The 24,973-nt window shown below is 59.3% G+C and carries 18 protein-coding genes and 1 tRNA gene; 7 read left to right on the top strand and 12 right to left on the bottom strand.

Going from position 1 to position 24,973, the window contains the following annotated elements; translation table 11 throughout:
• Positions 1–775 precede the first annotated feature (775 nt).
• The 6 genes from AC4HNJ_RS03010 to AC4HNJ_RS02985 all read right to left on the bottom strand — a co-directional run bounded on the left by AC4HNJ_RS03010 (position 776) and on the right by AC4HNJ_RS02985 (position 5,725).
• A complete protein-coding gene (locus AC4HNJ_RS03010) occupies positions 776–1,444 on the bottom strand; it encodes a hypothetical protein (protein ID WP_490478020.1) in 669 nt (222 codons plus the stop codon).
• Between the two features lie 204 nt (positions 1,445–1,648).
• Positions 1,649–1,738 (bottom strand) — tRNA-Ser (locus tag AC4HNJ_RS03005).
• A 191-nt stretch (positions 1,739–1,929) separates the two neighbouring features.
• Complete coding sequence (locus AC4HNJ_RS03000) at positions 1,930–2,307, bottom strand: LrgA (RefSeq protein WP_490478019.1); 378 nt, start codon at positions 2,305–2,307, stop codon at positions 1,930–1,932.
• Entirely contained in the window at positions 2,304–3,584 is a 1,281-nt protein-coding gene (gene serS, locus AC4HNJ_RS02995; protein ID WP_490478018.1) for a serine--tRNA ligase, read from the bottom strand. The genes AC4HNJ_RS03000 and serS overlap by 4 nt, the downstream gene beginning before the upstream one ends.
• An 82-nt stretch (positions 3,585–3,666) precedes the next feature.
• Positions 3,667–4,236 (bottom strand): hypothetical protein, encoded by a 570-nt coding sequence (locus tag AC4HNJ_RS02990; protein WP_490478017.1) that lies wholly within the window; start codon positions 4,234–4,236, stop codon positions 3,667–3,669.
• A gap of 154 nt (positions 4,237–4,390) precedes the next feature.
• Positions 4,391–5,725, bottom strand: coding sequence for a replication-associated recombination protein A (locus AC4HNJ_RS02985; RefSeq protein ID WP_490478016.1), 1,335 nt, complete (start codon positions 5,723–5,725; stop codon positions 4,391–4,393).
• Positions 5,726–6,062: 337 nt separating this feature from the next.
• On the opposite strand from AC4HNJ_RS02985, the gene AC4HNJ_RS02980 reads away from it, so the two are divergent.
• Entirely contained in the window at positions 6,063–8,312 is a 2,250-nt protein-coding gene (locus AC4HNJ_RS02980) for a TonB-dependent receptor (RefSeq protein WP_490478015.1), read from the top strand.
• Entirely contained in the window at positions 8,312–9,028 is a 717-nt protein-coding gene (locus tag AC4HNJ_RS02975; protein ID WP_490478014.1) for an acid phosphatase, read from the top strand. The genes AC4HNJ_RS02980 and AC4HNJ_RS02975 overlap by 1 nt, the downstream gene beginning before the upstream one ends.
• A gap of 56 nt (positions 9,029–9,084) precedes the next feature.
• Here AC4HNJ_RS02975 and AC4HNJ_RS02970 read toward each other — a convergent pair whose 3' ends face one another.
• From AC4HNJ_RS02970 to AC4HNJ_RS02960, 3 genes are all read right to left on the bottom strand, one after another.
• On the bottom strand, positions 9,085–9,765 hold the full coding sequence (locus AC4HNJ_RS02970; protein WP_490478013.1) for a YoaK family protein: 681 nt from the start codon (positions 9,763–9,765) through the stop codon (positions 9,085–9,087).
• Between the two features lie 12 nt (positions 9,766–9,777).
• Positions 9,778–10,440: an outer membrane lipoprotein periplasmic chaperone LolA gene (gene lolA, locus AC4HNJ_RS02965; protein WP_490478012.1), complete on the bottom strand. Its 663-nt coding sequence runs from the start codon at positions 10,438–10,440 to the stop codon at positions 9,778–9,780.
• Positions 10,441–10,518: 78 nt separating this feature from the next.
• Positions 10,519–12,846 (bottom strand): DNA translocase FtsK, encoded by a 2,328-nt coding sequence (locus AC4HNJ_RS02960; RefSeq protein ID WP_490478011.1) that lies wholly within the window; start codon positions 12,844–12,846, stop codon positions 10,519–10,521.
• Positions 12,847–13,125: 279 nt separating this feature from the next.
• On the opposite strand from AC4HNJ_RS02960, the gene trxB reads away from it, so the two are divergent.
• From trxB to aat, 3 genes are all read left to right on the top strand, one after another.
• Positions 13,126–14,088 carry a thioredoxin-disulfide reductase gene (gene trxB / locus AC4HNJ_RS02955; protein WP_490478010.1) on the top strand — a complete coding sequence of 321 codons (963 nt, stop codon included), beginning with the start codon at positions 13,126–13,128 and terminating at the stop codon, positions 14,086–14,088.
• A gap of 319 nt (positions 14,089–14,407) precedes the next feature.
• Positions 14,408–15,568, top strand: coding sequence for a GNAT family N-acetyltransferase (locus AC4HNJ_RS02950; RefSeq protein WP_490478009.1), 1,161 nt, complete (start codon positions 14,408–14,410; stop codon positions 15,566–15,568).
• Positions 15,565–16,314 (top strand): leucyl/phenylalanyl-tRNA--protein transferase, encoded by a 750-nt coding sequence (gene aat / locus AC4HNJ_RS02945; RefSeq protein WP_490478008.1) that lies wholly within the window; start codon positions 15,565–15,567, stop codon positions 16,312–16,314. Before AC4HNJ_RS02950 ends, aat begins: the two co-directional genes overlap by 4 nt.
• On the opposite strand, the gene AC4HNJ_RS02940 is transcribed toward aat, so the two are convergent.
• Together AC4HNJ_RS02940 and AC4HNJ_RS02935 are read right to left on the bottom strand one after the other, a co-directional pair.
• A complete protein-coding gene (locus tag AC4HNJ_RS02940; protein ID WP_490478007.1) occupies positions 16,298–17,113 on the bottom strand; it encodes an HD-GYP domain-containing protein in 816 nt (271 codons plus the stop codon). The genes aat and AC4HNJ_RS02940 overlap by 17 nt on opposite strands.
• A 364-nt stretch (positions 17,114–17,477) precedes the next feature.
• A complete protein-coding gene (locus AC4HNJ_RS02935; RefSeq protein ID WP_490478006.1) occupies positions 17,478–19,415 on the bottom strand; it encodes an acetyl-CoA hydrolase/transferase C-terminal domain-containing protein in 1,938 nt (645 codons plus the stop codon).
• A 326-nt stretch (positions 19,416–19,741) separates the two neighbouring features.
• Between AC4HNJ_RS02935 and AC4HNJ_RS02930 the strand changes: the two genes are divergently transcribed.
• Positions 19,742–21,202, top strand: a complete 1,461-nt coding sequence (locus AC4HNJ_RS02930; RefSeq protein WP_490478005.1) for a phospholipase D-like domain-containing protein — start codon at positions 19,742–19,744, stop codon at positions 21,200–21,202.
• Positions 21,203–21,244: 42 nt separating this feature from the next.
• On the opposite strand, the gene AC4HNJ_RS02925 is transcribed toward AC4HNJ_RS02930, so the two are convergent.
• Positions 21,245–23,230 carry an acyltransferase family protein gene (locus tag AC4HNJ_RS02925; protein ID WP_490478004.1) on the bottom strand — a complete coding sequence of 662 codons (1,986 nt, stop codon included), beginning with the start codon at positions 23,228–23,230 and terminating at the stop codon, positions 21,245–21,247.
• A 277-nt stretch (positions 23,231–23,507) separates the two neighbouring features.
• On the opposite strand from AC4HNJ_RS02925, the gene xseA reads away from it, so the two are divergent.
• Positions 23,508–24,875: an exodeoxyribonuclease VII large subunit gene (xseA, locus tag AC4HNJ_RS02920; protein WP_490478003.1), complete on the top strand. Its 1,368-nt coding sequence runs from the start codon at positions 23,508–23,510 to the stop codon at positions 24,873–24,875.
• Positions 24,876–24,973: the final 98 nt, after the last annotated feature.

Genomic DNA, 24,973 nt, shown 5'->3' with positions numbered 1-24,973 from the left:
TCTTCGATCGGCGCTAAAAGCCCAAAGCCTCTCCATTTCTGACGATAGGTTTATCACTGCATTTAACTGTGTCGGAGCCAGCCACGATATCGCTAGGCCTGATATTGATTTTCGAGGCCACCCAGACATTCCCGCCATTGAATTAAGGGGAATGCGCCTCAGGGCGTCCGTGGTATTCATGGTATTCACCACGCTTTGTTATATGCGAAGCGAGCACCTTGAGCGCGATCTGGATAACGTGCCGGAGACGTCCATCCTTCGTGCGTTTCGGGATATCTATCGAGCCGGTAGCATGAAGCGTGGAGAGGACACGCTAGTGCAACACATCCGAAATTCAGTGACGCACGGCGCATTCCATTTTGGCCAAACTCAGGAGATGCACTTCACTGATAGAACATGGCAAGAGAGCCTCGCGATCAGTCAACTCATGGAGCTTTGCGAGCATGTACATCGTCTGTACCACGCTGCATTCACAGAGGTCATTGCATGTCCTCCACACTGGTCAAAATATGGTGCGTAGCAGCTGCCGCCAAATGATTAGGTGTAGCCAGAATAGTGTTCATCCATGACCAGCATCCACACCTCAACGGAACAAAGACAGTCATCACAGGGATCGACACCACTATGGCCGCAATTGCAAACCATTAGGAACGAATCGTTTTGAACCAACCCATGACATCCCCATTAGACGAGACACTAATTCTTCCCATTCGCACGGGCTGAGACGGGATAGCGAGTCCTCGTCTTATGGCTCCTAGCGCTAGCATCAATTGCTTCAGTGTCCGAGGATGGTCTGCATTCTCGCCTGCAGCGCCCGAGTCAGGGCAGCACGCCCTTCGGCATTATTAAGATAATGGATATATCGAAGGTGGCGCAGGTCGAACGGAATGTCGTGTTCGCTCTGTGTGATAAGAATCACCTCACGCCCCAACGTGTGAGCAATGCCTGCCTCATAGAACACGTTTGGGTTTCGACCCGAGCAGTCACATACGACGACGCGGGAGCGGTCGATAAGGGCAACCACATCCTGAATGATCGCTGCGTTCTCCCAGATATCATCTGCTCGCCTGCACCGAAGGCCGGCATTGTCAGAAGCCTGCCTAATCGTGTCGTAGACTGGGTTAAATCCTGCGTCGAACGGCATCATCGCCGACGCTAAAGTCGGTTCGATGTTCTCATGTTCGGGAATCTGAAACACGGCCGGACGCTGCCGGCGAGAACGCACATTCCGGAGGAGGAAGCGGTAAAGGTCAACGTCCTTCACTCCCCAATGATTCCGCGAAAATTCGAAGTCATTGGGCATGTGTAGTTCTGCCCGGTTTGCATGAATCATGCTGTTCTGAAGTGGAGGTACTTCCGCATCAAAGCTAACTTCCAGGGACACATCCCTGCCAACAATACGCGCTCGGTTGATCTGACCCACATATGCGATTTCGTCTGCCACGCCCTCTTCGCAGAACAAGCACGGGAAATCAGCCGGCGATCTAGCAGAGGGTTGCCGCCCTCCCGGAATTGCTTGGCGATGTGGTCACCGGTGTATTCAAACATCCGCTCCATCGGGACACTGACCCTGCCTGAGGACCAATCGACGTTGAACATCAAGAGATTGAACATTGCTTCCCCAAGCAATTCCGAACGCGTGCAGTAGTGGCGGAAGCGGTGAGATTCGAACTCACGGAGGGGTTGCCCCCTCGGCAGTTTTCAAGACTGCTGCCTTAAACCACTCGGCCACGCTTCCGTATTTTCTGGCGGCGCTTACAACCAGCTTACTGCCAGTCTAGAAGCGACCGCACCATTCACATAATGCACACTTTTTATAGCATCAACTACAAACAGCTAGATACCCGTACAGCAAATTTCAAGACGGTTGCCTTAAACCACTCGGCGATCTCTTTACGTAAAACCGATGCCGACGAAGCGCTGATTCTATCAGGAACCGCCGATGCGCTGGCGATGGGCGCCTTTGCGCGAGAGTGCGACGAGCGCCCAGATCATGATGGCAACGGGAATCAAGGCGCCAAGCAATGGGAAAAGCAGTACGGGATGGCGTAGCACCATCGGCAGCAATTGCGTGGCGGTGGCGAAGCCGATGATCCACAAGCGCCAGCTGCGGCGTTTGCGTGCGATCCAGAAGCTGGCGATCACCAGTACGAGTGCCACGGTGCTGAGCACCAGATCGAGCATGGGCAGTGCCCACACGCCGGCGAAACTCAGGCGTGTGCCGATGACGGAGGCGAGCACAAACATAAGGAAGTAGCTGGTGTAGAACTCTACCTTGTCCCAGGAGTGGCTCGCCGGCTGGTTCATGCCATTTTCTCCGCGCCGGCCATGTAGGGGCGCAACACTTCCGGTACGGTAATGGAGCCGTCTTCGTTCTGATAGTTCTCCATCACGGCGATCAGCGTGCGACCTACCGCCAGGCCGGAACCGTTGAGGGTGTGTACGAGTTCGGGCTTGTTGGTTTCCGGGTTGCGTACGCGTGCTTGCATGCGGCGCGATTGGAAGTCTTCGCAGTTGGAGCAACTGGAGATTTCGCGATAGGTGTTTTGGCTCGGCAACCAGACTTCGAGGTCGTAGGTCTTGGCGGCGCTGAAACCCATGTCGCCGGTGCAGAGCAGCACTTTCCGGTAGGGCAGTTCCAGTTTCTGCAGCACCTTTTCGGCGTGGCCGACCATTTCCTCAAGCTGATCGTGGGAATCGGTGGCACGCGCGATCTGCACCATTTCCACTTTTTCGAATTGGTGCTGGCGGATCATGCCGCGCACATCGCGGCCGTAGCTGCCTGCTTCGGCGCGGAAGCACTGCGTGTGCGCGGTGAGGCGCAGCGGCAGCGCGTCAGCATCCTGGATGGTGTCGCGCAGCAGGTTGCTCAGCGGCACTTCCGCGGTAGGAATGAGATAGCGCTTGCTATCGCCGACTTGGGTGGCGAACAGATCTTCTTCGAATTTCGGCAGCTGCCCGGTGCCTTGCATGGTGTCGGCGTTGACCAGCAACGGCACGTTGCATTCCAGATAGCCGTGCTCGCGCGTGTGCAGGTCGAGCATGAATTGCGCCAGCGCACGATGCAGTTGCGCGAGCTGGCCGCGCATGACGGTGAAGCGTGCGCCGGAAAGCTTGACGCCGGCTTCGCCATCCAGCCAGCCGTGACGCTCGCCGAGATCGACGTGGTCTTTGACGGTGAAATGGAATTGGCGCGGCGTACCCCAGCGGGTGATCTCGCGGTTGTCGTTTTCGTCCTTGCCCAGCGGCACGGATGTGTGCGGCAGGTTGGGGATGCCCAGTGCGATCTCCGACAGCTTGGCTTGCACCTCGGCGAGCGCCTGTTCGTTGGATTTGAGCTTGTCGCCGAGGCCCGCCACTTCGGCCATCAGCGCGGCCACGTCTTCGCCCTTGGCCTTGGCTTGTCCGATGGCCTTGGAGCGGGTGTTGCGCAGGTTCTGCAGTTCCTGCGTTTCGGTGGAGAGCTGCTTGCGCTGGCTTTCGAGCGCCTCCACCGCGGCGACGTCGAGCGTGAAGCCTCGGGTTTCCTTGAGGCGCGCGGCGGTTTCGGCCAGGCGCGAGCGCAGCAGTGCGGGGTCCAGCATGATCAGATCCGAAAGAGGCGAGAACGAAGGATTATCGCTGTGGCGCCTTCATGGTCGCAACGCGCCTGCCCTGCCTGCGGGATCACGCCGCAGGCCGCCGCCCCAGCCACCAGGCCATCACGGCGCCAGCCAGCAGCCAGCCGATCAGTTGTTCGGTGAGCGCGGCCCAGATCAGGGGGCCAGGAAAGCGATACCAGTTCCAATACGGAATCAGCACACTCAGCCAGGCGAACAGGACGGCTGCTACGGCAATGCCCATGCGTTTGGCAAAACCCCAGCCGCCCAGGCCCATGACAAAAGCCAACGCCAGGGAAGCCAGTGTGTCCGATGCCCACTGGCGCGGCAGTTGGCGGTGCATGTCGGTCATGTCATCGCCTTGCGGCAGATAGACGATCCAGGCGTAGGGTGACGACGCGGCTTTTTGGGCGTAGGCGGTTCTGGCCGCCGGGTTGTTCCATTGATGCGGATCGAAGGATGGCAGGATGTACACGCCGGCCCTGGCGCCCAAGCCTTCGTGCAAGCTGCTGAGAACCACATCTTCCTGTGCGGGCTGGTAAATGCCGGGGTTTCCCAAGCCCAAGGCCATGTGCGCCACGGCGCCCCACAGAAACATCACGATACCGCCGAAGATCGCTGCAACCAGTACGCGCATGACACGCCCCTCCCGGGACTGGACAGACAACCGCCATCTTAGAACCTGTTGGCGCTTGCCACGTACCTGCCTTGCATGTTGCACAGCCCAAGCTTGGCGTGCGTAGACACTTGGTGACTCGCTGTGCTCACCCGGCTTGGGCATTAAACTTTTTCTATTTCTTCCGCGCCTGTTTTCTTGCGTCGCGCAGGGCCTGCAGTTTTTCGCGCAGTTTCAGTTCAAGCCCGCGCTCGACCGGTTGGTAAAACTCAGTGCCTGCCAGGGCATCCGGCAGGCATTGCTGATCGAGGGCGACGCCACCTTCCACATCGTGATCGTATTGGTAGCCCTTGCCGTAACCGAGCCCTTTCATCAGCTTGGTGGGTGCATTGCGCAGGTGCATGGGCACGTCGAGCGTGCCGGTTTGGCCCACCACTTCGCGCGCTTTGTTGTAAGCCATATAGGCGGCGTTGCTCTTGGGTGCAATCGCCAGCCAGATGGCGAGTTGCGCAAGGCCAAGTTCGCCCTCGGGGCTGCCCAGGCGTTCGTAGGTATCCCAGGCATCCAGAGCCATGCGCCATGCACGCGGCTCCGCGAGACCGACATCTTCGACCGCCATGCGGGTCATGCGCCGCGCGAGGTAGAGCGGATCGCAGCCGCCATCGAGCATGCGCGTGAGCCAGTACACGGCGGCATCGGGATCGGAGGAGCGCACGGATTTGTGCAGCGCCGAGATCTGGTCGTAGAACTGTTCGCCGCCCTTGTCGAAGCGACGTGTGCGATCGGCGAGTACTTGCTCCAGCGTGGTTTCGTCGATCACCCGGCCATCCGCCAGTTCGGCAGCGATTTCCAGCAGCGTGAGCGCACGGCGTACGTCGCCATCCGCTGCCTGCGCGATCAACGTGAGGGATGCATCGGCGACCTCCAGCTGCAACTCGCCCAATCCGCGCTCGGTATCGGCGAGCGCACGCCGCAAGGCGGCGACGATGTCGTCGACGGACACGGCATCGAGCACATGCACGCGGCATCGCGAGAGCAGCGCCGAGTTGAGTTCGAAGGACGGGTTTTCGGTGGTGGCGCCGATGAAGATGATCACGCCGCGTTCGATGTGCGGCAGGAAGGCATCCTGTTGTGCCTTGTTGAAGCGATGTACCTCGTCGACGAATAGCACGGTACGCCGCCCTTGGGCGAAATTGGCTTCCGCTTCGGCCAGCGCCTTGCGCACTTCCGGCAGGCCGGACAGCACGGCGGAGATGGCGCGGAAATCCGCGTCGGCATAACGCGCTACCAGCAGGGCCAGCGTGGTCTTGCCGCAACCGGGCGGCCCCCACAACACCATGGAATGCACCCTGCCCGCTTCCAGCGCGCGCCGAAGCGCCTTGCCGGGCGCGAGCAAGCGTTGCTGGCCGACGATTTCATCGAGGCTGCGCGGGCGCATGCGCTCCGCCAGCGGCTTGAGTTCGTCCGTATCCGTGGAGAATAGCGAAGGAGTACTGTCTTGCGGCTTCATCGGTCGATGATAGGACATCACGCCTGGACCATCTCAGGCACGGGCGTGGGTGTTTCCCTGCCGTATGGGCTTGCCAGTCGACTTATGGCCTAATTAATATGGATAAACGATTTATTTCGGTAATTCTTCATTCCTTAGCTTTGGCTTAATTCAAGCTTACCCTTGGCTTACCTTTGCGAGACATTTATTACGTGTCTCATTCAAAACTTAGATCAAGCTTAGCGCATTTTCTTTCGCATTATAAAATGCAGTCTTTTAATATATTTGTTACATAATCGTCATACAGTCTCTTTACGGTGTCGGCCTTTCTACAACCCGCCGATACCGGAAAAAAACAATGACACCATCGACACTTGCGTCGTACCGCCGCTCCTCGGTTTACCTTGCCTTGTGCCTTGCATTAAGCATTGCAGCGCCAATCCATGCCACGGATACGGCCAGTAGCGACAGCTCCACCACAAGTGCCGCCAATGCGCCCGATAATGCGGACAGCAATGCCTCAGCCCAAAATGCAAAAACCCTGACTGGCTTGCAGGTAACGGCTAATGGAGTAAGCGCCATTGCGCCGACGCAAGGCTCGACCATCGCAACCGAGCCGCAATCCATTATCGGCAGCACCTATATTCAAGAAAACGTACCGCCAAGCGGCGATTACACCGACATTGCCTCCATTGCACCGAGCGTGTACACCGTCACGCCGAACGGCGCCGGCCTGATGGAGGCGCAGGTCGTATCCATCCGCGGCTTCCAGGACGGGCAATACAACGTGACGTTCGATGGCATTCCCTGGATGGATTCCAACGACTTCACGCACCATTCCACCTCGTATTTCACCAATCAGGAAACCGGCAGCGTGGTGGTTGATCGTGGTCCGGGCACGGCCGGCACGCTTGGCAATGCTACGTTCGGCGGCACCATCTCGGTGGATTCGATCGATCCGCAGCAGCAGTTCGGCATCCGTCCGTATATCAGCTTTGGCAGCTGGGATACCGCCGTGGAAGGTGCCTTGATCAATACCGGCCGCTTCACCAGTAGCGGTACCAGCGCCGTGATCAATGTGCAGAATGGTTCGTCGGATGGCTATCTGACCGATGCCGGCCAGCGTCGCCAGAGCGTGTTCGCCAAGGTGGTGCAGCCGTTGGGCGATAACACCACGCTGACCTTCGCCGCCCTGTGGAACAAACTCAACCAGTACGTGCCGCTCGGCACCACTAAAGCAGAGATCGCCCAGTACGGTTCGAACTATGCGTTGAATAACAATCCGGACAGCCAGGCCTACTACCGCTACAACCAGGACAACATCAACACCAATATGGCTTATATCGGCCTGCATTCGGAGTTTGCAGGCTGGACCATCGATAACAAGGCGTACACCTACGGCTATAACCACTTTGGCTTCAACGGCGAAGATCCGAATGGCGAAACGCCCAACGGCACTTTCTATAGCCCCGATGACGTACCCGGCCAGCACATGCGCAACACGAACCGTTCGTGGGGCGATATCTTCCGCCTGAGCAAGGAAATCGGTCCGGGCGAAGCGCGCACCGGTGTGTGGTACGACCATCAGGACGACTTGCGCTGGCTGTATGAATTCGACGACACGCTCGACTTCATGAACCCGGTCACCAATCCTGGTGCGCCGACGCTGGCGCTGGCTTCGGCCGACCGCATCATGAACAACACGCTGGTGACGATCCAGCCGTTTGTCGAATACCAGTGGAACATTACCGACAACGCCTACTTCGTCGGCGGCGTGAAGTACAACTACTTCAAGCGCGACATCGATGCGCCGGTGAACCAGAAGACGGAAATCCCGCTGACCTATTCCAAGGACTGGAATGCCACCCTGCCCTCGGCCGCGTTCCACTATGCCTTCAGCTCGAACTGGACCGCTTATGCGCAGTGGGCCAAGGGCTTCCTGGCACCTAATCTGAACTTGTTCTACGTGCCGAATCCGTCGGTTTCCGATAGCGCCATTGCGCCAGAAAAAACCACCAATATCCAGCTCGGCACCACCTGGAGCAGCGATCGCCTGACGTTGTCCGGTGACGTCTACAAGATCAACTTCAATAATTTCGTGCAGAGTCACAAGATCGGCGGCATCACGGAGTTCTACAACGGCGGCGGCGTGCATTACAAAGGCGTCGAGCTCGAAGGCACCTATATGCTGGGCGCCGGTTTCAGCGTTTACGCCAATGGTTCGCTCAATCGCGCGATCCAGACCACGGACAATCTGTGGAACGCTAATACGCCACACAAGACAGCGGCGTTGGGCTTCATTTACAACAACGGTTCGGTGTATGCGTCGCTGATCGACAAGTTTGTCGGCAAGACCTACTACACGGCCAACGCGACGGATGACACGCCGATCGGCGGCTATGCGGTGACCAATTTTGCTGCCAGCTATAAGTTCGATCCGCATATCAGCAATGTGCAGGACTTCAAGATTGGCGTGCAGATCAACAACTTGTTCAACAACACGACCATCAATGCACTGGCAGGCACCACGGCAGCCGATAGCACGCCGCTGTTCTGGACCATTCCGGCCCGCAACTTCAACTTCACCATTACGGCCGATCTGTTCTGATGAAACGCTACGCACTGCTGTTGTCCATGTTTCTCATTGGCCAGACCGCACTGGCCGGCGACGCGGGCGCTCCAGCGCCCGTCGTCGAACTGGCGAACCTGCTGCCGCCTCCGCCGGCAGCAGGTTCGCTTGCGGCTCAGCATGATCTGCAAGCGGTTTTGGCAGCACAGCGGGCTCGCACGCCCGCGGAGGCCGCAGCGGCCAAAGCGGATGCGGTGCATTCCGTATTCCGCTTGACCGACGAACTCGGTACCCCACTGCAAGCGGATGCGTTACCGAAAACAGCCGCGTTCTTCGCTCGGGTTGCTGCGTTGGACAAGGTGGAAGTCAAGCAAGCCAAGCTGTATTGGCGTCGGCCGCGACCGTCTGTGGTCTCCAGCCAGGTAAAACCGCTGAGCAAGGAAAAATCAGGTGACTGGAGCTACCCGAGCGGTCACGCCACCTTCGGTTACTCCTCTGCCGTGCTGCTCGCCAACATGCTTCCGGAGAAACGCGCGGCGATCTTTGCACGTGCGGATCTTTATGGGCACCACCGCATTGTGATGGGTGTGCATTTTCCTACCGACGTGGAAGCGGGCCGTCTTGCTGGAACCGTCATGGCCGATCGGATCCTGCATGACCCATCGTGGCGGCAGGATTATCTGGCGGCGCGCAGTGAGTTGCGTCGGGCCCTCGGCTTGCCCGTTGCGGTAAACGAGACCGCGCTAGCGCATTGATCGTTGTTGAATGTAAGCATGCGGTTCTCGCTTGTTTGAAAGCGAGAGCCGCCTGATCAGGGATTAACGCTCGGTCGCCGCAGGAAGAAATGACGGTAGACCGCATAACCCATCCCTACCGTGCCGGTGAGCACCGCGGGGATAAGCAGCACGCGCTCGTGCATGTACACATACCCGACGGTGCCCAATGTGGCGCCGAGAATGAAATGTCCGGCCACTAGCAGGCAAACGTGGATGCGCAAGATATCTACGTTCAAGCCACGCAACCGCTGACCAAGGTAGATGCCCAGATCCGTGAAAATGCCGGACAGATGGGTGGTGCGCAGTGTCGCGCCACTGTAGGTGCTAACCATCGCATTCTGCAGACCGCAGGCTGCCGAGGCCAGATAAAGGCCCAGATCCTTCTCATCGTGGATCAATGGCGTGGCGACGAACAGCAGCAGCGATTCGAGCATCAACACAAACCCGTAGCGGCTACCGAGCTGCAGTGTGCGCTGCTCCACGATGAAACCGCTTGTCATCGCGCCGAGCAGAAACGAAAGGATGGTGAGCGCCCAGTGCAGCACCTCAGGCAGATCGCCGTGCGCTATCGCGATGCCCAGTACGGTGCTGGTGCCGGTGAGATGGGTGATCGGCTGATGCCGATAGCAAAGATAACCGACCGCGTTGATGCATCCGGCAGCCAGCGCGAGCAGGCCGCCGCCTATCCATGCCCAACGAGGCAGTTGCCGGATCATGCGTTGAGGCGGTCAGTTTTGCAGCGGTTGCGTGGTGAGTTCCGGCAGATCGCCGATCACGTCCGCGCCTTTCGGCGGAGTGAAATTGAAATCCTGCGGCGGGATATCCGGATTACGCTTCCAGTTGGAGAAGCGAATGTCGGTCACTGCGCCGAGCTGATCCTTGAACTGCATGCGTGCGAGCCCGTTCGCATCAAAGCCGAGATCGGCGTAATTGAACTGCGGATCTTTTCCGGTGGATGTGAGCCTCAACCACGCCAGGCCATCGTGCTCGCCCTGCTCGGTGACGTGAAACTCCTTGTCGAGCTGCTTGAGGTCGGTGAGCACGGTGAGCGGGCTATGTGCTTCTTCGGTGTCCTGCCGGCGCACGGTGACTTGCTCCAGCTCCGGGTCATACAGCCATATGCGGCTGCCATCGGCAACGATGGTTTGCTTGTAGGGCGTAAGCGTGTCCCAGCGGAATTGGCGCGGCGCCTGCAAAACCAGGGTGCCGCTGCTGCTTTGCGTTTTGCCGCTGGGATCGATGAGCGTCTGCGTGAAATCGCCCGAGATGGCGTGAAGCCCCTGCGCGAAGGCATCGAGGCGGGCTCGCGCGGGACCTGTCGCCGCCTGTGCAAAACCGCTTACAAGCAATGCAAGCGAGGCGAGTAAAGCCGCGACGTGGAGGCGTTTCATGGTCCCGTTCCTGATCGTGAAAATTCAAGTTTGCGGCGGGGAGCCTTAATGGAAAGCGCTACACCGGGCGTTGTCGTATCAATGTTTGGGCGGCGGTGGCGCCAGCACTTCGCGGTTGCCATTGTGCTGCGGAGCGCTTACCACGCCCTCTTGCTCCATCTGCTCGATCAAGCGTGCGGCACGGTTGTAGCCGATGCGCAAATGGCGCTGCACGCCGGAAATGGAAGCACGCCGCGTTTCGGTCACGATGCGTACGGCCCGATCGTACAGTTGGGCATCTGCATCACCACCCTCGTCGCCATCCTGCGGCAAGCCGGCATCGTTGATGAACTTGCCGTCGCTGGTGGCCTGCACTTCTTCCAGCACGCCTTCGATGTATTGCGGCGATCCCTGCGCCTTGAGCCAGTTGACCACGTTGTGCACTTCATGGTCGTCAACAAAGGCGCCGTGCACGCGGTCGGGCGTGGCGGTACCGGGCGGCAGGTACAGCATGTCGCCGTGACCCAGCAGGGTTTCCGCACCGGATTGATCGAGAATCGTGCGCGAGTCGATCTTGCTCGATACCTGGAACGCGATGCGCGTGGGGATATTCGCCTTGATCAAGCCCGTGATCACATCCACCGACGGACGCTGCGTGGCCAGCACCAGATGCACGCCGGCCGCACGCGCCTTCTGTGCGAGTCGCGCAATGAGTTCTTCGACCTTCTTGCCGACGATCATCATCATGTCGGCGAATTCATCGATGATGACGACGATGTATGGCAGCGGCTCCAGCGGCTCGGCCACCAGGCTTGGCATCTCCGGATTGGGACGGAACAGTGGATCGAGCAAGGGCTGGCCGGCGTTCTCGGCGTCCTTCACCTTTTTGTTGAAGCCAGCCAGGTTGCGCACGCCGACGGCGGCCATCAGCTTGTAGCGCCGTTCCATTTCGGCCACGCACCAACGCAGCGCGTTGGCGGCTTCTTTCATATCCGTCACCACCGGCGCGAGCAGATGCGGGATGCCCTCGTATACCGAGAGTTCCAGCATCTTCGGGTCGATCATGATCATGCGCACATCTTTCGCGCTGGCCTTGTACAGCAGGCTCAGCACCATCGCGTTCACCGCGACGGATTTACCGGAACCGGTGGTACCAGCCACCAGCAAATGCGGCATCTTGGCCAGATCGGCCACCATCGGTCGCCCGGCAATGTCCTTGCCCAACGCCAAGGTCAGCGGCGACTTCTGTTGATCGTATTTGTCCGAACGGAGGATTTCCGAGAGGTAGACGATTTGCTTCTTGGCGTTGGGGATTTCCAGGCCGATCACGTTCTTGCCTGGAATCACGTCGACCACGCGCACGCTGACCACCGAAAGGCCGCGCGCAATGTCCTTGTCCAGGCTCGACACCTGGCTACCGCGCACGCCTGCCGCGGGCTCGAGTTCGAAGCGGGTGATCACCGGGCCGGGATAGACACCCACCACCTTGGCCTCGATGCGGAAATCCTTGAGCTTGAGCTCGACCTGCCGTGACAGGACTTCCAGCGTTTCTTCGGAATAGCCAGGGCCCTGTTCGGGGGCTTCGTCCAGCAAGGACAGCGGTGGCAATTCACCCGGCTCCGCGGCGCCGACAAACAACGGAATCTGCGTTTCTACGCGGGCACGTTCGCTTTTCGCCACCGGTGCGGCAGGGGCTTCGATCCGCACGGGTTCACGCTTGGCCTGCTTGACTGCCTCGGACTTCTTGACGACTTCGCGTTCCGCACGCGCCTGACGGGCGGCAATGACTTCCGGCGCCTCACGCAGCTTGCCACCGACCCAACCGGCGAGCTTCAGCACGCCTTGCCCGGTGAGATCCATCAACTTGAACCACGACAGCCCCGTGGCGAACGTCACGGCGATCAGGAACAGCGCCAGCAGCAGCAAGGGCGCGCCTTTGTCGAACGCACGCAGCAAACCATGCCCTACGGCGTGGCCGATCACGCCGCCGGCACCTTCGGGCCCCATCGTGCTGCTGGGGAATTTCAGGTAGCACAGGCCGGGCGCGGTGATGAAGAAAAATACCGAACCAACCAGGCGTAGCGAAGGCTCCCACGGCTGCACGCTGCGCATGCCATGGTTGCGCAACACCTGTACGCCGAGAAACAAGAGCAGGAGCGGGAAGAAATAAGCGATGCTGCCGAACAAATAGCGCAGCAGATCCGCGACATAAGCCCCCACCGTACCGCCCAGGTTATGCACGTGGACGCCGGCATCGGCATGCGACCAGCCGGGATCGGCCATGTCGTAGCTGATCAGGCAAACTAGAAGATAAAGCGCCAGCGGCAACAGCAGCAGCGCCCCTGCCTCGCGCAGACGGCGCTTGAGCTCCTCGCTCAGGCCAGTCTTTTCCTTTTCTTTTCTTACATTTGCGCTACGCGCCGCCACCGGGTTGTGTTTCCTTCAGATTCGAATGCTTGAACGCGACGCAGTGTAACAAGGGGCAGAGGCGCCCGTAGTGAGCGGCACGCCAAATCCAACGCCTGCACCGGCATACGCGCCACGTTTGCTACACGATTGACCGGCACAGATCTTCAGCGGCGACGCCTTGAATAGGGCTTGTGAGTTCCCCATCCTTGCGGACTCCCGGACGGCAGCCCAACCACCCCTGCCGGGACGGAGAACCGTTGTTACAAATCGCCAGCAACCCCTTGAAGGATTATAGCAATGACCACCCCCAAGCATAGCCGCCTGCTGATCCTCGGCTCCGGTCCCGCCGGTTACACCGCTGCCGTGTATGCTGCGCGCGCCAATCTCAAGCCAACGATGATCACTGGCTTGCAGCAGGGTGGCCAATTGATGACCACGACCGAGGTCGACAACTGGCCCGGCGATGTAAAGGGTGTGCAAGGACCCGAGCTGATGCAGCGCATGGCTGAACATGCCGAACGTTTCGATACTGAAATGGTGTTCGACCACATCCACAGCGTTGATCTCAAGCAGCGGCCGTTCCGGCTGAAAGGTGATTCTGGCGAATACACTTGCGACGCCCTGGTCATCGCCACCGGTGCAACGGCCAAGTACCTGGGCATCCCCAGCGAAGAACATTACAAGGGCAAAGGCGTATCGGCCTGTGCAACTTGCGACGGTTTCTTCTTCCGCGAACAGGACGTGGTGGTTGTCGGTGGCGGCAATACCGCGGTGGAAGAAGCGTTGTACCTCGCCAATATCGGACGCAAGGTCTACCTCGTGCATCGCCGCGACAAATTGCGCGCTGAGAAGATCATGCAAGACAAGCTGTTCGAGAAAGCAGCTGCCGGCAAGATCGAGTTGGTGTGGAACCACGCCGTGGACGAAGTGCTCGGCGATGAATCAGGCGTCACCGGCGTGCGGGTGAAAGACGTCAACAGCGGCACCACGCGGGATATCGCCGCGACCGGCTTTTTCGTGGCAATCGGCCATACGCCGAACACGGGCATCTTCGAGAGCCAGCTGGACATGCACGACGGCTACATCAAGATCCGCAGTGGCCTGGAAGGCATGGCGACGATGACCTCGGTTCCGGGCGTGTTCGCGGCCGGTGACGTGGCCGATCATGTCTATCGCCAGGCGGTGACATCCGCCGGATTCGGCTGCATGGCCGCACTGGATGCCGAGCGCTGGCTGGACCAGAACGGGAAGATCGCCTGATCCCCGGACAAGCCCCTCTTCCTTAGGGGAGGGGCTGCCACCAACGTGTGCTGCCCTCGCGACTATTATTTCCACCGCCACGGGGATCCGTTCTTACCGACGTCTCAGTGCCATGCGGTGCCCACAGTCGCAGGCATGATCTTGCTGAATTCATCACGCTCGAGGTCTTCGTGCCGAATGACGGTTGGCGTGCGGTACGATCAGGTGACATGAGAACGTCTTGCACCGCGCGCCCTATCACGCATCGTCCCCTCTCTCCTGTCGTCCAACGCCTCTCCCGATGAGAGGAATGTGCACTCTGCTTGTGAGTTGAATGGTCTTGGCCTCTCTCGAAGCCCGCTTCCATCACAGCATCGACGAGATCGCCTCTTCGGCGTGGGACGCCTTGCGTCCGGATGACAATCCATTTCTGTCGCATGCGTTTCTGGCCGGCCTTGAACGCACGGGCTGCATTCGCCCCGAATGGGGCTGGCAACCGCAGCATCTGGGTCTTTACCAGGATGGTGCACTCGTTGCAGCCGCGCCGCTGTATCTGAAGGGCAATTCGCATGGCGAATTCGTCTTCGACTGGAGCTGGGCCAGTGCCTGGGAGCGCGCCGGTGGTGACTACTATCCGAAACTGCTCAATGCGGTGCCCTACTCCCCGATTACCGGGCCTCGCCTGCTGGTGGGCACGGATCTCGCGCAAGCACCTGCATTGCGCAGACGGCTGGTCGAAAGCATGCAGCATCATGCCCAGCGCCTTCAGCTATCTTCGGTGCATGCCAATTTTCTGGATGAGGCCGATCTTGCCGCATTCGATGACACATGGCTTGCACGCAGCGATGTGCAATTTCATTGGCACAACCGCGGCTATACCGACTTCGACGCTTTTCTTGCCGCATTGAATCACAAGAAAAGAAAAAACGTACGGCACGAACGCAAACACGTTGCCACATCCGGCCTGCGCATCGGCATGGCCGGTGGTGACGAACTCGATGATCGCTTATGGCAGCAAGTGCATGCGCTCTATGCATCGACCTTTGACATGAAGGGCAATCACGCAGCACTGACGGAGGAATTCTTTCACTATCTGCGTACCGAATTCGGCCAGGCTGTGCAGTTGGCACTCGCCTGGCAGGGCGACGACATCGTCGCCATGGCGCTTATGCTGCGCAGCGCCGCGACCTTGTATGGACGCTACTGGGGAGCACGCGTGGACATACCCGACCTGCACTTCGAGCTGTGTTACTACCAGGGCATCGAATACGCCATTGCACATGGATTGGAACGGTTCGAACCTGGCGCTCAGGGTGAGCACAAACTCGCCCGTGGCTTTCTGCCCGTGCGCACGCATTCCCGGCACTATCTCGTACATGAAGGCTTCCGTGCTGCCGTGAAGCGGGCGCTTGCACAGGAAGGCGAAGGCGTGGACGCTTACGCCGAAGAACTGCTCGACCATAGCCCCTACGCCAAAGACCGCCCTTGCGAAAAGCCATGATCCGGCTACCACGGCTCGACGAACATACCCCTGGCCGCTTCCCCGATCCCCGTACTGCGCTTACTGAGCCCAATGGCCTGCTGGCTTTCGGCGGCGATCTGTCACCCTCGCGGCTCAAAGCCGCGTACATGCAGGGCATCTTCCCCTGGTTCAACGACAACGAGCCGATCCTGTGGTGGTCGCCCGATCCACGCTGCGTTTTCTACACTGACCGCCTCAAGCCCCATCGCAGCTTGCGCCGGGCCATGAAAAACACGGCCTGGCAAGTGACTGTGGACCGGGCATTCCGCCGTGTCGTAGAAGCCTGCGCGGCGCCTCGCATGGGGCAGTTCGGCACCTGGATCAGCCAAGCCATGATGGATGCCTATTGCGTACTGCACGACGAAGGCCTCGCGCACAGCGTTGAAGTATGGGATGGCGACAGCCTGGTAGGCGGTGTTTATGGCGTATCGATCGGGCGATTGTTCTGCGGCGAATCGATGTTCAGCGCCCGCAGTGGGGGATCGAAGCTTGCCCTGTGTGCACTGGCGGCGTTGTTCCGCGCCTGGGAGTTTCCGCTGATCGACGCGCAGGTCAGCAATCCGCATCTGATGAGCCTCGGCGCCAGGGAAATGTCTCGCGACGTTTTCCTTGGCCAGATCACCACGCTCGTTTCCTTACCCTTCGACCCCGAGCGCTGGCGAAACCTGCCGCCGGTGTCAGCTGGGCAGGTTCTGGACGGCACAGCCTTCACTGAGCTGGATTGAGGGCGAGCACCTTCAACGCTGCATAGTTGTCGAGAAAAAGCCGCACGAGGTGGGGATCAAGTTGCTTGCCCGCCGCATCGCGCAGGTATTGCAGCACTTCAGGCTCCGGCCATGCCGCCTTGTAGATGCGCGGAAAACTCAGGGCGTCCCAGACATCCACCACGCTGAAAATACGGGCGGCCAGTGGGATCTCTTCGCCCTTTAATCCTTGCGGGTAGCCCGAACCATCCCAGCGTTCGTGATGACTATAAGGAATGGCGCTGGCGCTGCGCAGAAAATCGATCCGCTGCAACATGTCATAACCCATGCGCGGGTGCGTACGCATCAGGCGCGTCTCGTCTTCATCCAATTGGCTGGGCTTGATCAGGATCGCGTCCGGCAGAGCGAGCTTGCCGATATCGTGCAAAAGAGCTCCAAATTTGATGTCGCGCAGACCCTCGCCTTCCATGCCCGCCAGGCGAGCAAGCCCGAGCGCCAAACGCACAACCCGCTCGGAGTGATCGCTTGTTTCCTTATGGCGGATATCCATGGCGCCAACCAGGACGCGCAAGACTTGTTCATGACCATCGAGCAAGCGCTGGTTGGCCGAACTCAAGCGCCGAACCGTGCGGCCGATCATCACATACAGCAACAAACCGGTGCATAGAACGAACAGCCAGCCTTTGAGAATCTGAAACAGGACGATCCGATGCGGATCACGCACGACATCGCCGAGCAGCAGCCCTGAGAATAAGATCCACGCCGCCGAAACCAGCATGTAGATGCCGCTGGTGCGTAGCTGGGGACTCAGTCTGATCACAGTCGCCGCGCAATCAGTCAAAGAGAAGGGAAGATTGCGGGCCGGTGTTCGGCCAGTCGTTACGTACATCGCGTAAGCAAACCGGACAGTTTGCTGTGCACTCGACGGATGTAGCGACTACAACAGACAACCAGGACATGACCTTGCTCCCCGGCACGCATGCCGACGCATGCTGCCACCAAACTTGCAAATCCCAGTGCGGCGCCGTGCAAACTTGCCCATGCGGCAGCCATACCAGACGAAACAGCTCAAGCATAAGCTACCGTCTGCAAACCTGCTTGCTGTCCAACGCGCATTTCGTCGCATTCGGCGGCTGATCCGACTGCCCGGTGACCCGTAAAAAAAGTCGGGAGGCGGATTCCGTTCAGCGCCGCAAAGCCGCCTGCAGGAGACGACGCTGCGCGCGGTCCTTCAGCGCCGTAGCATCCGACAACGCCATGCGATCCAGTGCTGCCGCTTCCTCCTTGCCGGGATCACCCGGCCGACAAAACGCCTTCAACAATTGCCATCGCCCTTTCCAGTTGGCGCTTGACGACTGCAGCCACTGCAGGGCCGGCAACAAGCGTTGCTCGATCTCGGTAAAGTCAGTGCCAAACGGAAACGCCGGGAGCAGTCCTTTCGCCATGGGACTTGCTAGGGCCTCGCGCAGAGCCTCGGGGCGATGCTTTCGCCATGCATCGGGAATTTTGAAATCCGCGGCAAGCTTGCCGTTCGATTTGGCCTCTGCGGCCAGCGCATCGATGAATCGCGCGTCGCTGATCGCCAGCATGGCCTCGATGCATTCGCTATCGCTCTTGCCGCGTAAGTCCGCCACGCCGTACTCGGTTACCACCATGTCGCGCAGATGGCGTGGAATTGTGGTTTGCGCGTAATGCCAACGGATATTGGTCTCGACACCGTTTTTGCTTTTTCGGGTAGCTCGTTGCAATAGCACCGAACGGCCATCGGGTAATTCGTGCGCCATGGCGACGAAGTTGTACTGGCCGCCTACCCCGCTCACCACATGGCCGTTTTCCAAGGTGTCGGAAACCGCCGCACCGAGCAAGGTCGATATCATGCAGGTGTTGAAAAAACGCGCACCGCGCCGTTGCAGGCACGCCAACTGCTGATGATCGCCGTAAAGCTGGTTCACCTGGGAAACACGGCACATATCGATGGCATCCGGATCGCTGCCCGCCGTTGTTTCCAGCCACTCATAGAGTTCGCGCGAGCCGAGAAAGAAAGCGCCGCGTAAATAGTGACCACCCGGTACATCATCCGGCAGGTGGCCTGCTGCAGCCGCGCGCTCCAACGCAAGATTGTCCCAACTGCGTCGCTTGAGAATGCCGGCCTTGGCAAGATGCATGAAGCCATCCATCACCATCTCGCTGGCGCCGTACAAACCCGTCTTGAAAGCGCCTAGGCCACCCCATCGCCCAGCAAGCGCATGCGTTGCGCCACCCGGATCGAGTGCCAGCAACGCTTTGCGCCAGGCTATGTTGTCGTGGTGCCGCAATACCAACCCCTTGACCAGGGCATCGGATAATGCCCCGATACCGATCTGCAGGCAGCCACCATCTTTGACCAGGGCGCTGGCATGCAAGCCAAGCGCGTATTCGATGGCATCCACAGGCAGCCGGGGTACGGCGAACAAAGGTGGCGACGCCTCCGGAACCAATTCGATATCGAAGAAATCCTGCGGCACTTCTGCATGGCCGCCGATGTAAGGCAACGCCGGATGTACCACCGCCACGCACAGAGGGCGTGGCTTGCCGGCTGCCTCGACGCGATCGAGAAAATCCAAGGTCAGGTCGGGATTGCATGACAGGCTGTAATGCACACCTGCCGGCGTTTCGCGACGCGATACCAGTTGTACGAGCAGGTTGATGTCCTGTACCACCAGATCTCGCGCAACGTGCGTGTAATTCTGGCTGATGTAATGGCGCTGGGCGTTAGCCGAATTCAGCAAGAGGCCGGATTGCATGTAGAACTCATGCACCGCAATGTTCGCCGGCAAAGTGCCGCGAGCCTGATCGAGCGCATAGTGCGGATCTACGAAGTCCGTACCGAAATGGCGTTCCACGAATGGCCTGAGAAAACGCGCTTCCAATTCGGAACTGGGTTGCGGTCGCGTGAGCGATAGCGCCGTATACAAGGTCATGGATCGCCAGGTATCTGCCACCATCAGGGCGTAAAGCGCATTCAATAACCCATGCGGCTTGCCCAGGCCCAAGGGCGCCGCCACGCGCAAATCCGCCCCCAGGCGCTCAACGATCAGCTGCGCGCACGCATCGGTATCCGTAAAGCGCTGCTCTGGCAACATGAAGTCATCATGCCAGAAGGACCGGTTCCCCAGCGCACGTTACGGCTCCCCATTCAAACCACCAAGTTATCTCCGATATACGAAGGCTCTATGCACGATGCCACCCGTCGGTGAAGAAGCATTGAACAGAGCCGCTTGCTTGAGATTCTGGAACCTCGTATTGGGATGGCGAGAGGCTGCTGCGCGTGAGTGTCTTTAGCAGGATTTGGGATGGCGCAACGCCTGGCCTTGATCACCGTCTGAGGGGGAAGCCGCTGGGTAGATCGAACCCCAGCGTGGCAACCGAGAACACAAGCCAAGCAATACCCCTTGGATATACTCGGTGGATGGTCTCTTCCTTATCGCCTTTGCCAAGCCGACTGCTGGCCGAACAAGCACTGAGCCGGGCCGCGGGTGCGCCCTTGCTTGGCGGCAACAAAGTCGATCTGCTGATCGACGCGCAACAACATTTCGATGCATGGCTGGAGGCCATCCAGCATGCACGCGAACGCATTCTGTTGGAGAACTACATCATCCGCGATGATGAAGTAGGCCGAGCCTTCCGTGATGCCTTGACGGAACGTGCGCGCCAGGGTGTCTACGTGGCAGTGATCGCGGACTGGCTGGGATGCCTGGGTCAATCCGGTGCAGCTTTTTGGAAACCCTTGCGCGACGCCGGTGGTGAAGTGCGCGTATTCAACCCGCCCCAGCTTGGATCCGCGCTCGGCTGGATGAGTCGTGATCATCGCAAACAACTGATCGTCGATGGCTGCCTGGGTTTTCTCTCCGGCGTGTGCATCAGTGCGCGCTGGTTGGGTGATCCGGCTCGTCGCGTGCCGCCGTGGCGGGACACCGGCGTCGCCCTGCAAGGTCCTGCCGTGTTGGAGCTGGAAGCGGCTTTCGCTGACAGCTGGCAGACAGCGGGCCATCCACTGCCCGGCTTCACGCGCGCAGCGGAGGCGATGCATGCCGGCGAGGTTTCTTTGCGGGTCATCGCTACGCAGCCAGCCACGGCCGGGATGTATCGGCTCGATCAACTGATCGCTTCGATGGCACGCCGCAGCCTGTGGCTGACGGACGCTTATTTCGTGGGGGTGGCACCCTACGTACAGGCTTTATCCGCCGCCGCAAGAGATGGGGTGGATGTGCGCTTATTGGTCCCTGGCAGCAGCGATATCCCGCTCGTAGCCAGCATGTCGCGTTCTGGCTATCGCCCGCTGTTGAAAGCCGGCATCCGCGTCTTCGAATGGAACGGCTCGATGCTGCACGCCAAAACAGCGGTGGCAGACAGGCAGTGGGCACGGGTGGGCTCGTCCAACCTCAATCTCGCCAGCTGGCTCAATAATCGTGAACTCGACGTAGCCATCGAAGACCCCGGCTTTGCCACACTGCTCGCCGAGCAATATGAAAAAGACCTGGCGAACGCTACCGAGATTGTGTTGGCGCCACGTCGCTATCGTCGCGGGGAACGCGTGCGTACCAGCGAAACCCGCCCTCCCCAACCGCGTCGTGTCGGTGGCAGCTCCGGCCGCGCCGCCGCGGGTGCTCTTCGTCTCGCCAATACAGTAGGGGCGGCGCTGAGTGAACGAAGGGTGCTTGCGGATACCGAGATCGGTTCGCTGGTAGGCGCAACGGCCGTGCTACTCGTATTTGCCATGATCGTCGTGCTCTGGCCGGCAGTGATCGGCTGGCCGGTGGCCGCCGTTGCTGTGTGGTTTGCGCTCAATACCGCTGTGCGTGCCAGGCGATTGCATCAGCAGCGCAAGCGCAGGCAACAAGGATGGGATAGTCCAGATCAGGACCCGTGACGTTTTTTACCTTTGGTACCGGTGAGAAAAATTCGGTAGCTTTCACTGCGCGGGCTTGAACGGATTGCTCTTCCGCTGCAGATAAAGTTTGCCCAATTGATAGGACGCATAGTCCGTCAGGTGACCGACATCGCGATAGATCGGCATGCCGTCTATCTCGGACAAGCAACTGTCCCCTTCGCACTGGGCATCCTTGGGATCGATGAGAATCAAGGATGGATAAGCCAGTTTCAATCTCGCAAACAATTGCTGGAGCCATTGGGCAGTGGCGTCGTCGCGCCGGTGCACCGGACAGGCATCGCTCGTTGCCAGCGTACGTAACTTGAGGTGGCGGTAAAAACAGGCCTGGTAATCGGCCGGCATGAGCGCAGGACTTTCAAGCAAGACTGGCGTTGCACCCGCGCCAATAATCAAATCCAGCGCTTGCCGCATGGCCTTCTCGAGACGATCGCGTCCAGCCTGGATCGAGCGCGGATCGCCCAAGGTATTAACGATCGCATCCGGGTCGTAATAGTGCCAATTCTCACCGACGATGACGTACTGATAATGCCCCGACGCAATGCGCTGGTAATCCGTCTGGATGTGATCGACACATACCTGGTATTGGCGGTTATTCATCTTCCACCAACCCTGCATGGTGAGATGAGGAAATGCCAGGCAGGAAGGCGTCGATACTGCGGTGACACGAATGCCTGCGTTACGAGCAAGCACGCCGATGAAATTCCAGCTCTGATTGGAATAGGAGTCCCCGATCATCAAGGCGCTGCGTGCGGCGCGGGTATCGCCTAACACGCACAGGCTCATATCTGCCATGCGTGGACCATGGCTTTGCATGCAGTGCTGACGCTGAGCCGGGGTATATTGCTCCAGTGTGGTATCGATACGTACCATCTCGCTGCCAAAACGCCGTGGCAGAAAATGCAGCCGGTCGCAGACACCGTATGCCGCCGAAATCAGCAACAAGGGGATAACGACCAGCCATAACAGAGATCTCCGCAATCCCGGCCGTTTCTTGCGAAAAGGCTCTTCGATGTAACGATACGAAAGGTACGCGCAGAGCAGCGTCAATGCATAACACCCCAGGAGCAGCCCTGTTCCTTCGGACAAACCCAGGTAGCGAACCAGCGCGAAAATGGGCCAGTGCCAAAGATAAAGCGAGTAGGAAATCTCGCCAAGAAACTCCGGCACCCGCCATGACAGCGCGCGTGCGGCCCAGCTGCGTTCGTCACCGCCAGTCCAGATCACGGCAGCACTTGCCGCGCTCACCCATACTGCATAACCGTTCGGATAGTTCGAGATAACACCAGGAATCATCGCCAGGCCGATGATGGCGGCCAACGACAAAATGCCCAGGCCATTCGTCAGCAGATTGCCCTGCAGCGGCGCGCGATTCTGTGTGAACAAGGCTACCGACGCGCCAAACAGAAATTCAAAAACCCGCGGCGTGAAAAAGTAGTACGCGCTGCTACCGGTTTTGCGCACCAGGTACAGTGCCAAGATGGTCAACAAGACAGTGAAAATGCCGACGAATACCCTGCCCTGTGCTGGGGAAAGCCAGCGATGCAACAGCATCAATGCCCAAGGCAAAATCAGATACCACTGCCATTCGATCGACAGCGACCAGGTATGCAGCAACGGCAGCACTTCGGCGTCTGTGGCCGCATAGGCGGTAGTCGTGCGCGCAAAATAACGATTGGAAACGAAACCGACGGTGTTGATGGCTGATTTCAGGTAGGACTTGAAGTCGGACGGTAGGTAGAACACCAGCGCGATCAGCAGCGTCGCCAGCACTACCGCAAGCAGCGCCACCTGAATGCGCCACAGCCGGCGCACGTAGAAATCCGCCGGGGAAAAAATGCCTTTGTCGAGCTGGAACTGGATGATCGACGTGATCAGATAACCTGAAATCACGAAGAAGACGTCAACCCCGATAAAGCCGGAGGGGAACGCCGCAACCTGGCCATGGAACAGCAGCACCAGCAACACCGCTACCGCTCTCAGACCACTGATATCTTTCCGGTAGCGCATCGAAAATAGGCTGGAGTCGCTGAGGCGGCGGGGTACCCAAAATGACCCGCGAACCTAACACACGAACTGTCGGGTGCGGAAGATGATCCATGTCGCGGTTACCCCGCTGCGCGACCTACGCGTTCCAACGGAGGCTGGAAAAGGAGTCGACAGATCGTCGGTAGTGGCTATTTATAAGATTTAAATCAGCTACTTGCAGAACATGAATGACAAAATGCCTGCGTATCGCCCGCCAACAGGATGTTCTTGAAGCCGTTCGTGTTAGTCTCCCGCCTCCATGCATCCGCACGATGACTTCAGCGACGATGCCGGTGGCCAGCCGCCCCGGCACATCCTCACGCCCAGCACGCTCAACCGGCTGGTGCGCGATCTGCTGGAAGATGCGCTGCCGCTGGTGTGGATCGAAGGCGAACTCTCCAATGTGGCGAGGCCTGCCTCCGGGCATCTCTATTTCACCTTGAAGGACAGCGCGGCGCAGGTGCGTTGCGCCATGTTCAAACCCAAGAGCAGCTGGCTGCGCTTCAAACCGGCAGACGGCATGCACGTGCTGGTGCGCGCACGCGTCGGCCTATATGAGCCACGCGGCGAATTCCAGCTGGTTGCAGAGCATATGGAGCCGGCCGGCGAAGGAGCCTTGCAGCGGGAATTCGAGCGGCTGAAAGCGCAATTGGATGCCGAAGGCCTTTTTGCGCAAGAGCGCAAACGCCCTCTTCCCCGTTTCGTGCACCGCCTTGGTGTGATTACCTCCGCCACCGGCGCAGCCATCCGCGACGTACTGAGCGTGCTTGACCGCCGCTGGCCGTTGCTAGAGGTGGATGTGCTGCCGGTTCCCGTCCAGGGTCGCGAGGCGCCCGCCGCGATCGTATCCATGCTGCGCAGGGCGTCAGCCAGCGGCCGATATGATGTCCTGCTGCTCACCCGCGGTGGCGGCTCATTGGAAGATCTCTGGGCTTTCAATGATGAACAGGTGGCCCGGGCCATTCACGCCAGCAGCGTGCCGGTGGTCAGCGCGGTGGGGCATGAGATCGATTTCAGCATCGCCGACTTCGTAGCCGACCTGCGTGCGCCTACGCCATCGGCCGCCGCCGAACTGCTGGTACCTGATCTGTTTGCCCAACGCAGGCATCTCGATCAGTTGCGTCAACGCGTTGCAGCCATCCAGGAACGACGCCTGCAGGCGGGAATCCAGCGCATCGATCATTTACTGGCACGTCTGCAAGCGCAGCGCCCTCAAGCTCGGCTGGCGCGCGACCGGGAACGCCTGCAGCATCTGCATCGGCGCCTGCTCGGTGCTCGCCTTGCCCAGCTCACCCAGAAAACCGTCCGAGTCGACCGGCTGCATGCACGCCTGCTTGCGCGTCACCCACAGCAACAACTCGCCATGCTTAGGCAACAGCTGGATCAACATGCTGCGCAGCTGAAACGTGTCACCGCCTATAAGCTGGAACGCGACCGCCTGAATTTGCAACAGACTGCACGGGCGCTACATGCCATCAGTCCGCTTGCCACGCTTGAGCGCGGTTACGCGATCTTGTTTGATGCCGAGGGAAAAGTGCTCCGTTCTGCCCAACACGTCGCCGTGGATACGCAGTTACGCGGCCGTCTTGCGGATGGCGAACTATGGCTGCGCGTCAACAAGGAATGATCGCTGCCTTGCGCGCTTTCATTCCTTGCACGAATGAAACGTTTTCCCGCATGAATCGAACATTGGTGCTACATATAGCACCGGCCAATTTCCGGGAG

The organism is Dyella sp. SYSU CM1112 (assembly GCF_058216415.1).
The sequence above is the reverse complement of the archived record's forward strand: the minus strand, read 5'-3'. Positions and strand labels throughout refer to the sequence as shown.

What these genes read in the sequence shown, in the direction of transcription:
- AC4HNJ_RS03000 (WP_490478019.1), bottom strand. Translation starts at nt 2,307, where the DNA reads ATGAACCAGCCGGCGAGCCACTCCTGGGACAAGGTAGAGTTCTACACC.
- serS (WP_490478018.1), bottom strand. Translation starts at nt 3,584, where the DNA reads ATGCTGGACCCCGCACTGCTGCGCTCGCGCCTGGCCGAAACCGCCGCG.
- AC4HNJ_RS02990 (WP_490478017.1), bottom strand. Translation starts at nt 4,236, where the DNA reads ATGCGCGTACTGGTTGCAGCGATCTTCGGCGGTATCGTGATGTTTCTG.
- AC4HNJ_RS02985 (WP_490478016.1), bottom strand. Translation starts at nt 5,725, where the DNA reads ATGAAGCCGCAAGACAGTACTCCTTCGCTATTCTCCACGGATACGGAC.
- AC4HNJ_RS02980 (WP_490478015.1), top strand. Translation starts at nt 6,063, where the DNA reads ATGACACCATCGACACTTGCGTCGTACCGCCGCTCCTCGGTTTACCTT.
- AC4HNJ_RS02975 (WP_490478014.1), top strand. Translation starts at nt 8,312, where the DNA reads ATGAAACGCTACGCACTGCTGTTGTCCATGTTTCTCATTGGCCAGACC.
- AC4HNJ_RS02970 (WP_490478013.1), bottom strand. Translation starts at nt 9,765, where the DNA reads ATGATCCGGCAACTGCCTCGTTGGGCATGGATAGGCGGCGGCCTGCTC.
- lolA (WP_490478012.1), bottom strand. Translation starts at nt 10,440, where the DNA reads ATGAAACGCCTCCACGTCGCGGCTTTACTCGCCTCGCTTGCATTGCTT.
- trxB (WP_490478010.1), top strand. Translation starts at nt 13,126, where the DNA reads ATGACCACCCCCAAGCATAGCCGCCTGCTGATCCTCGGCTCCGGTCCC.
- aat (WP_490478008.1), top strand. Translation starts at nt 15,565, where the DNA reads ATGATCCGGCTACCACGGCTCGACGAACATACCCCTGGCCGCTTCCCC.
- AC4HNJ_RS02935 (WP_490478006.1), bottom strand. Translation starts at nt 19,415, where the DNA reads ATGTTGCCAGAGCAGCGCTTTACGGATACCGATGCGTGCGCGCAGCTG.
- AC4HNJ_RS02930 (WP_490478005.1), top strand. Translation starts at nt 19,742, where the DNA reads ATGGTCTCTTCCTTATCGCCTTTGCCAAGCCGACTGCTGGCCGAACAA.
- AC4HNJ_RS02925 (WP_490478004.1), bottom strand. Translation starts at nt 23,230, where the DNA reads ATGCGCTACCGGAAAGATATCAGTGGTCTGAGAGCGGTAGCGGTGTTG.
- xseA (WP_490478003.1), top strand. Translation starts at nt 23,508, where the DNA reads ATGCATCCGCACGATGACTTCAGCGACGATGCCGGTGGCCAGCCGCCC.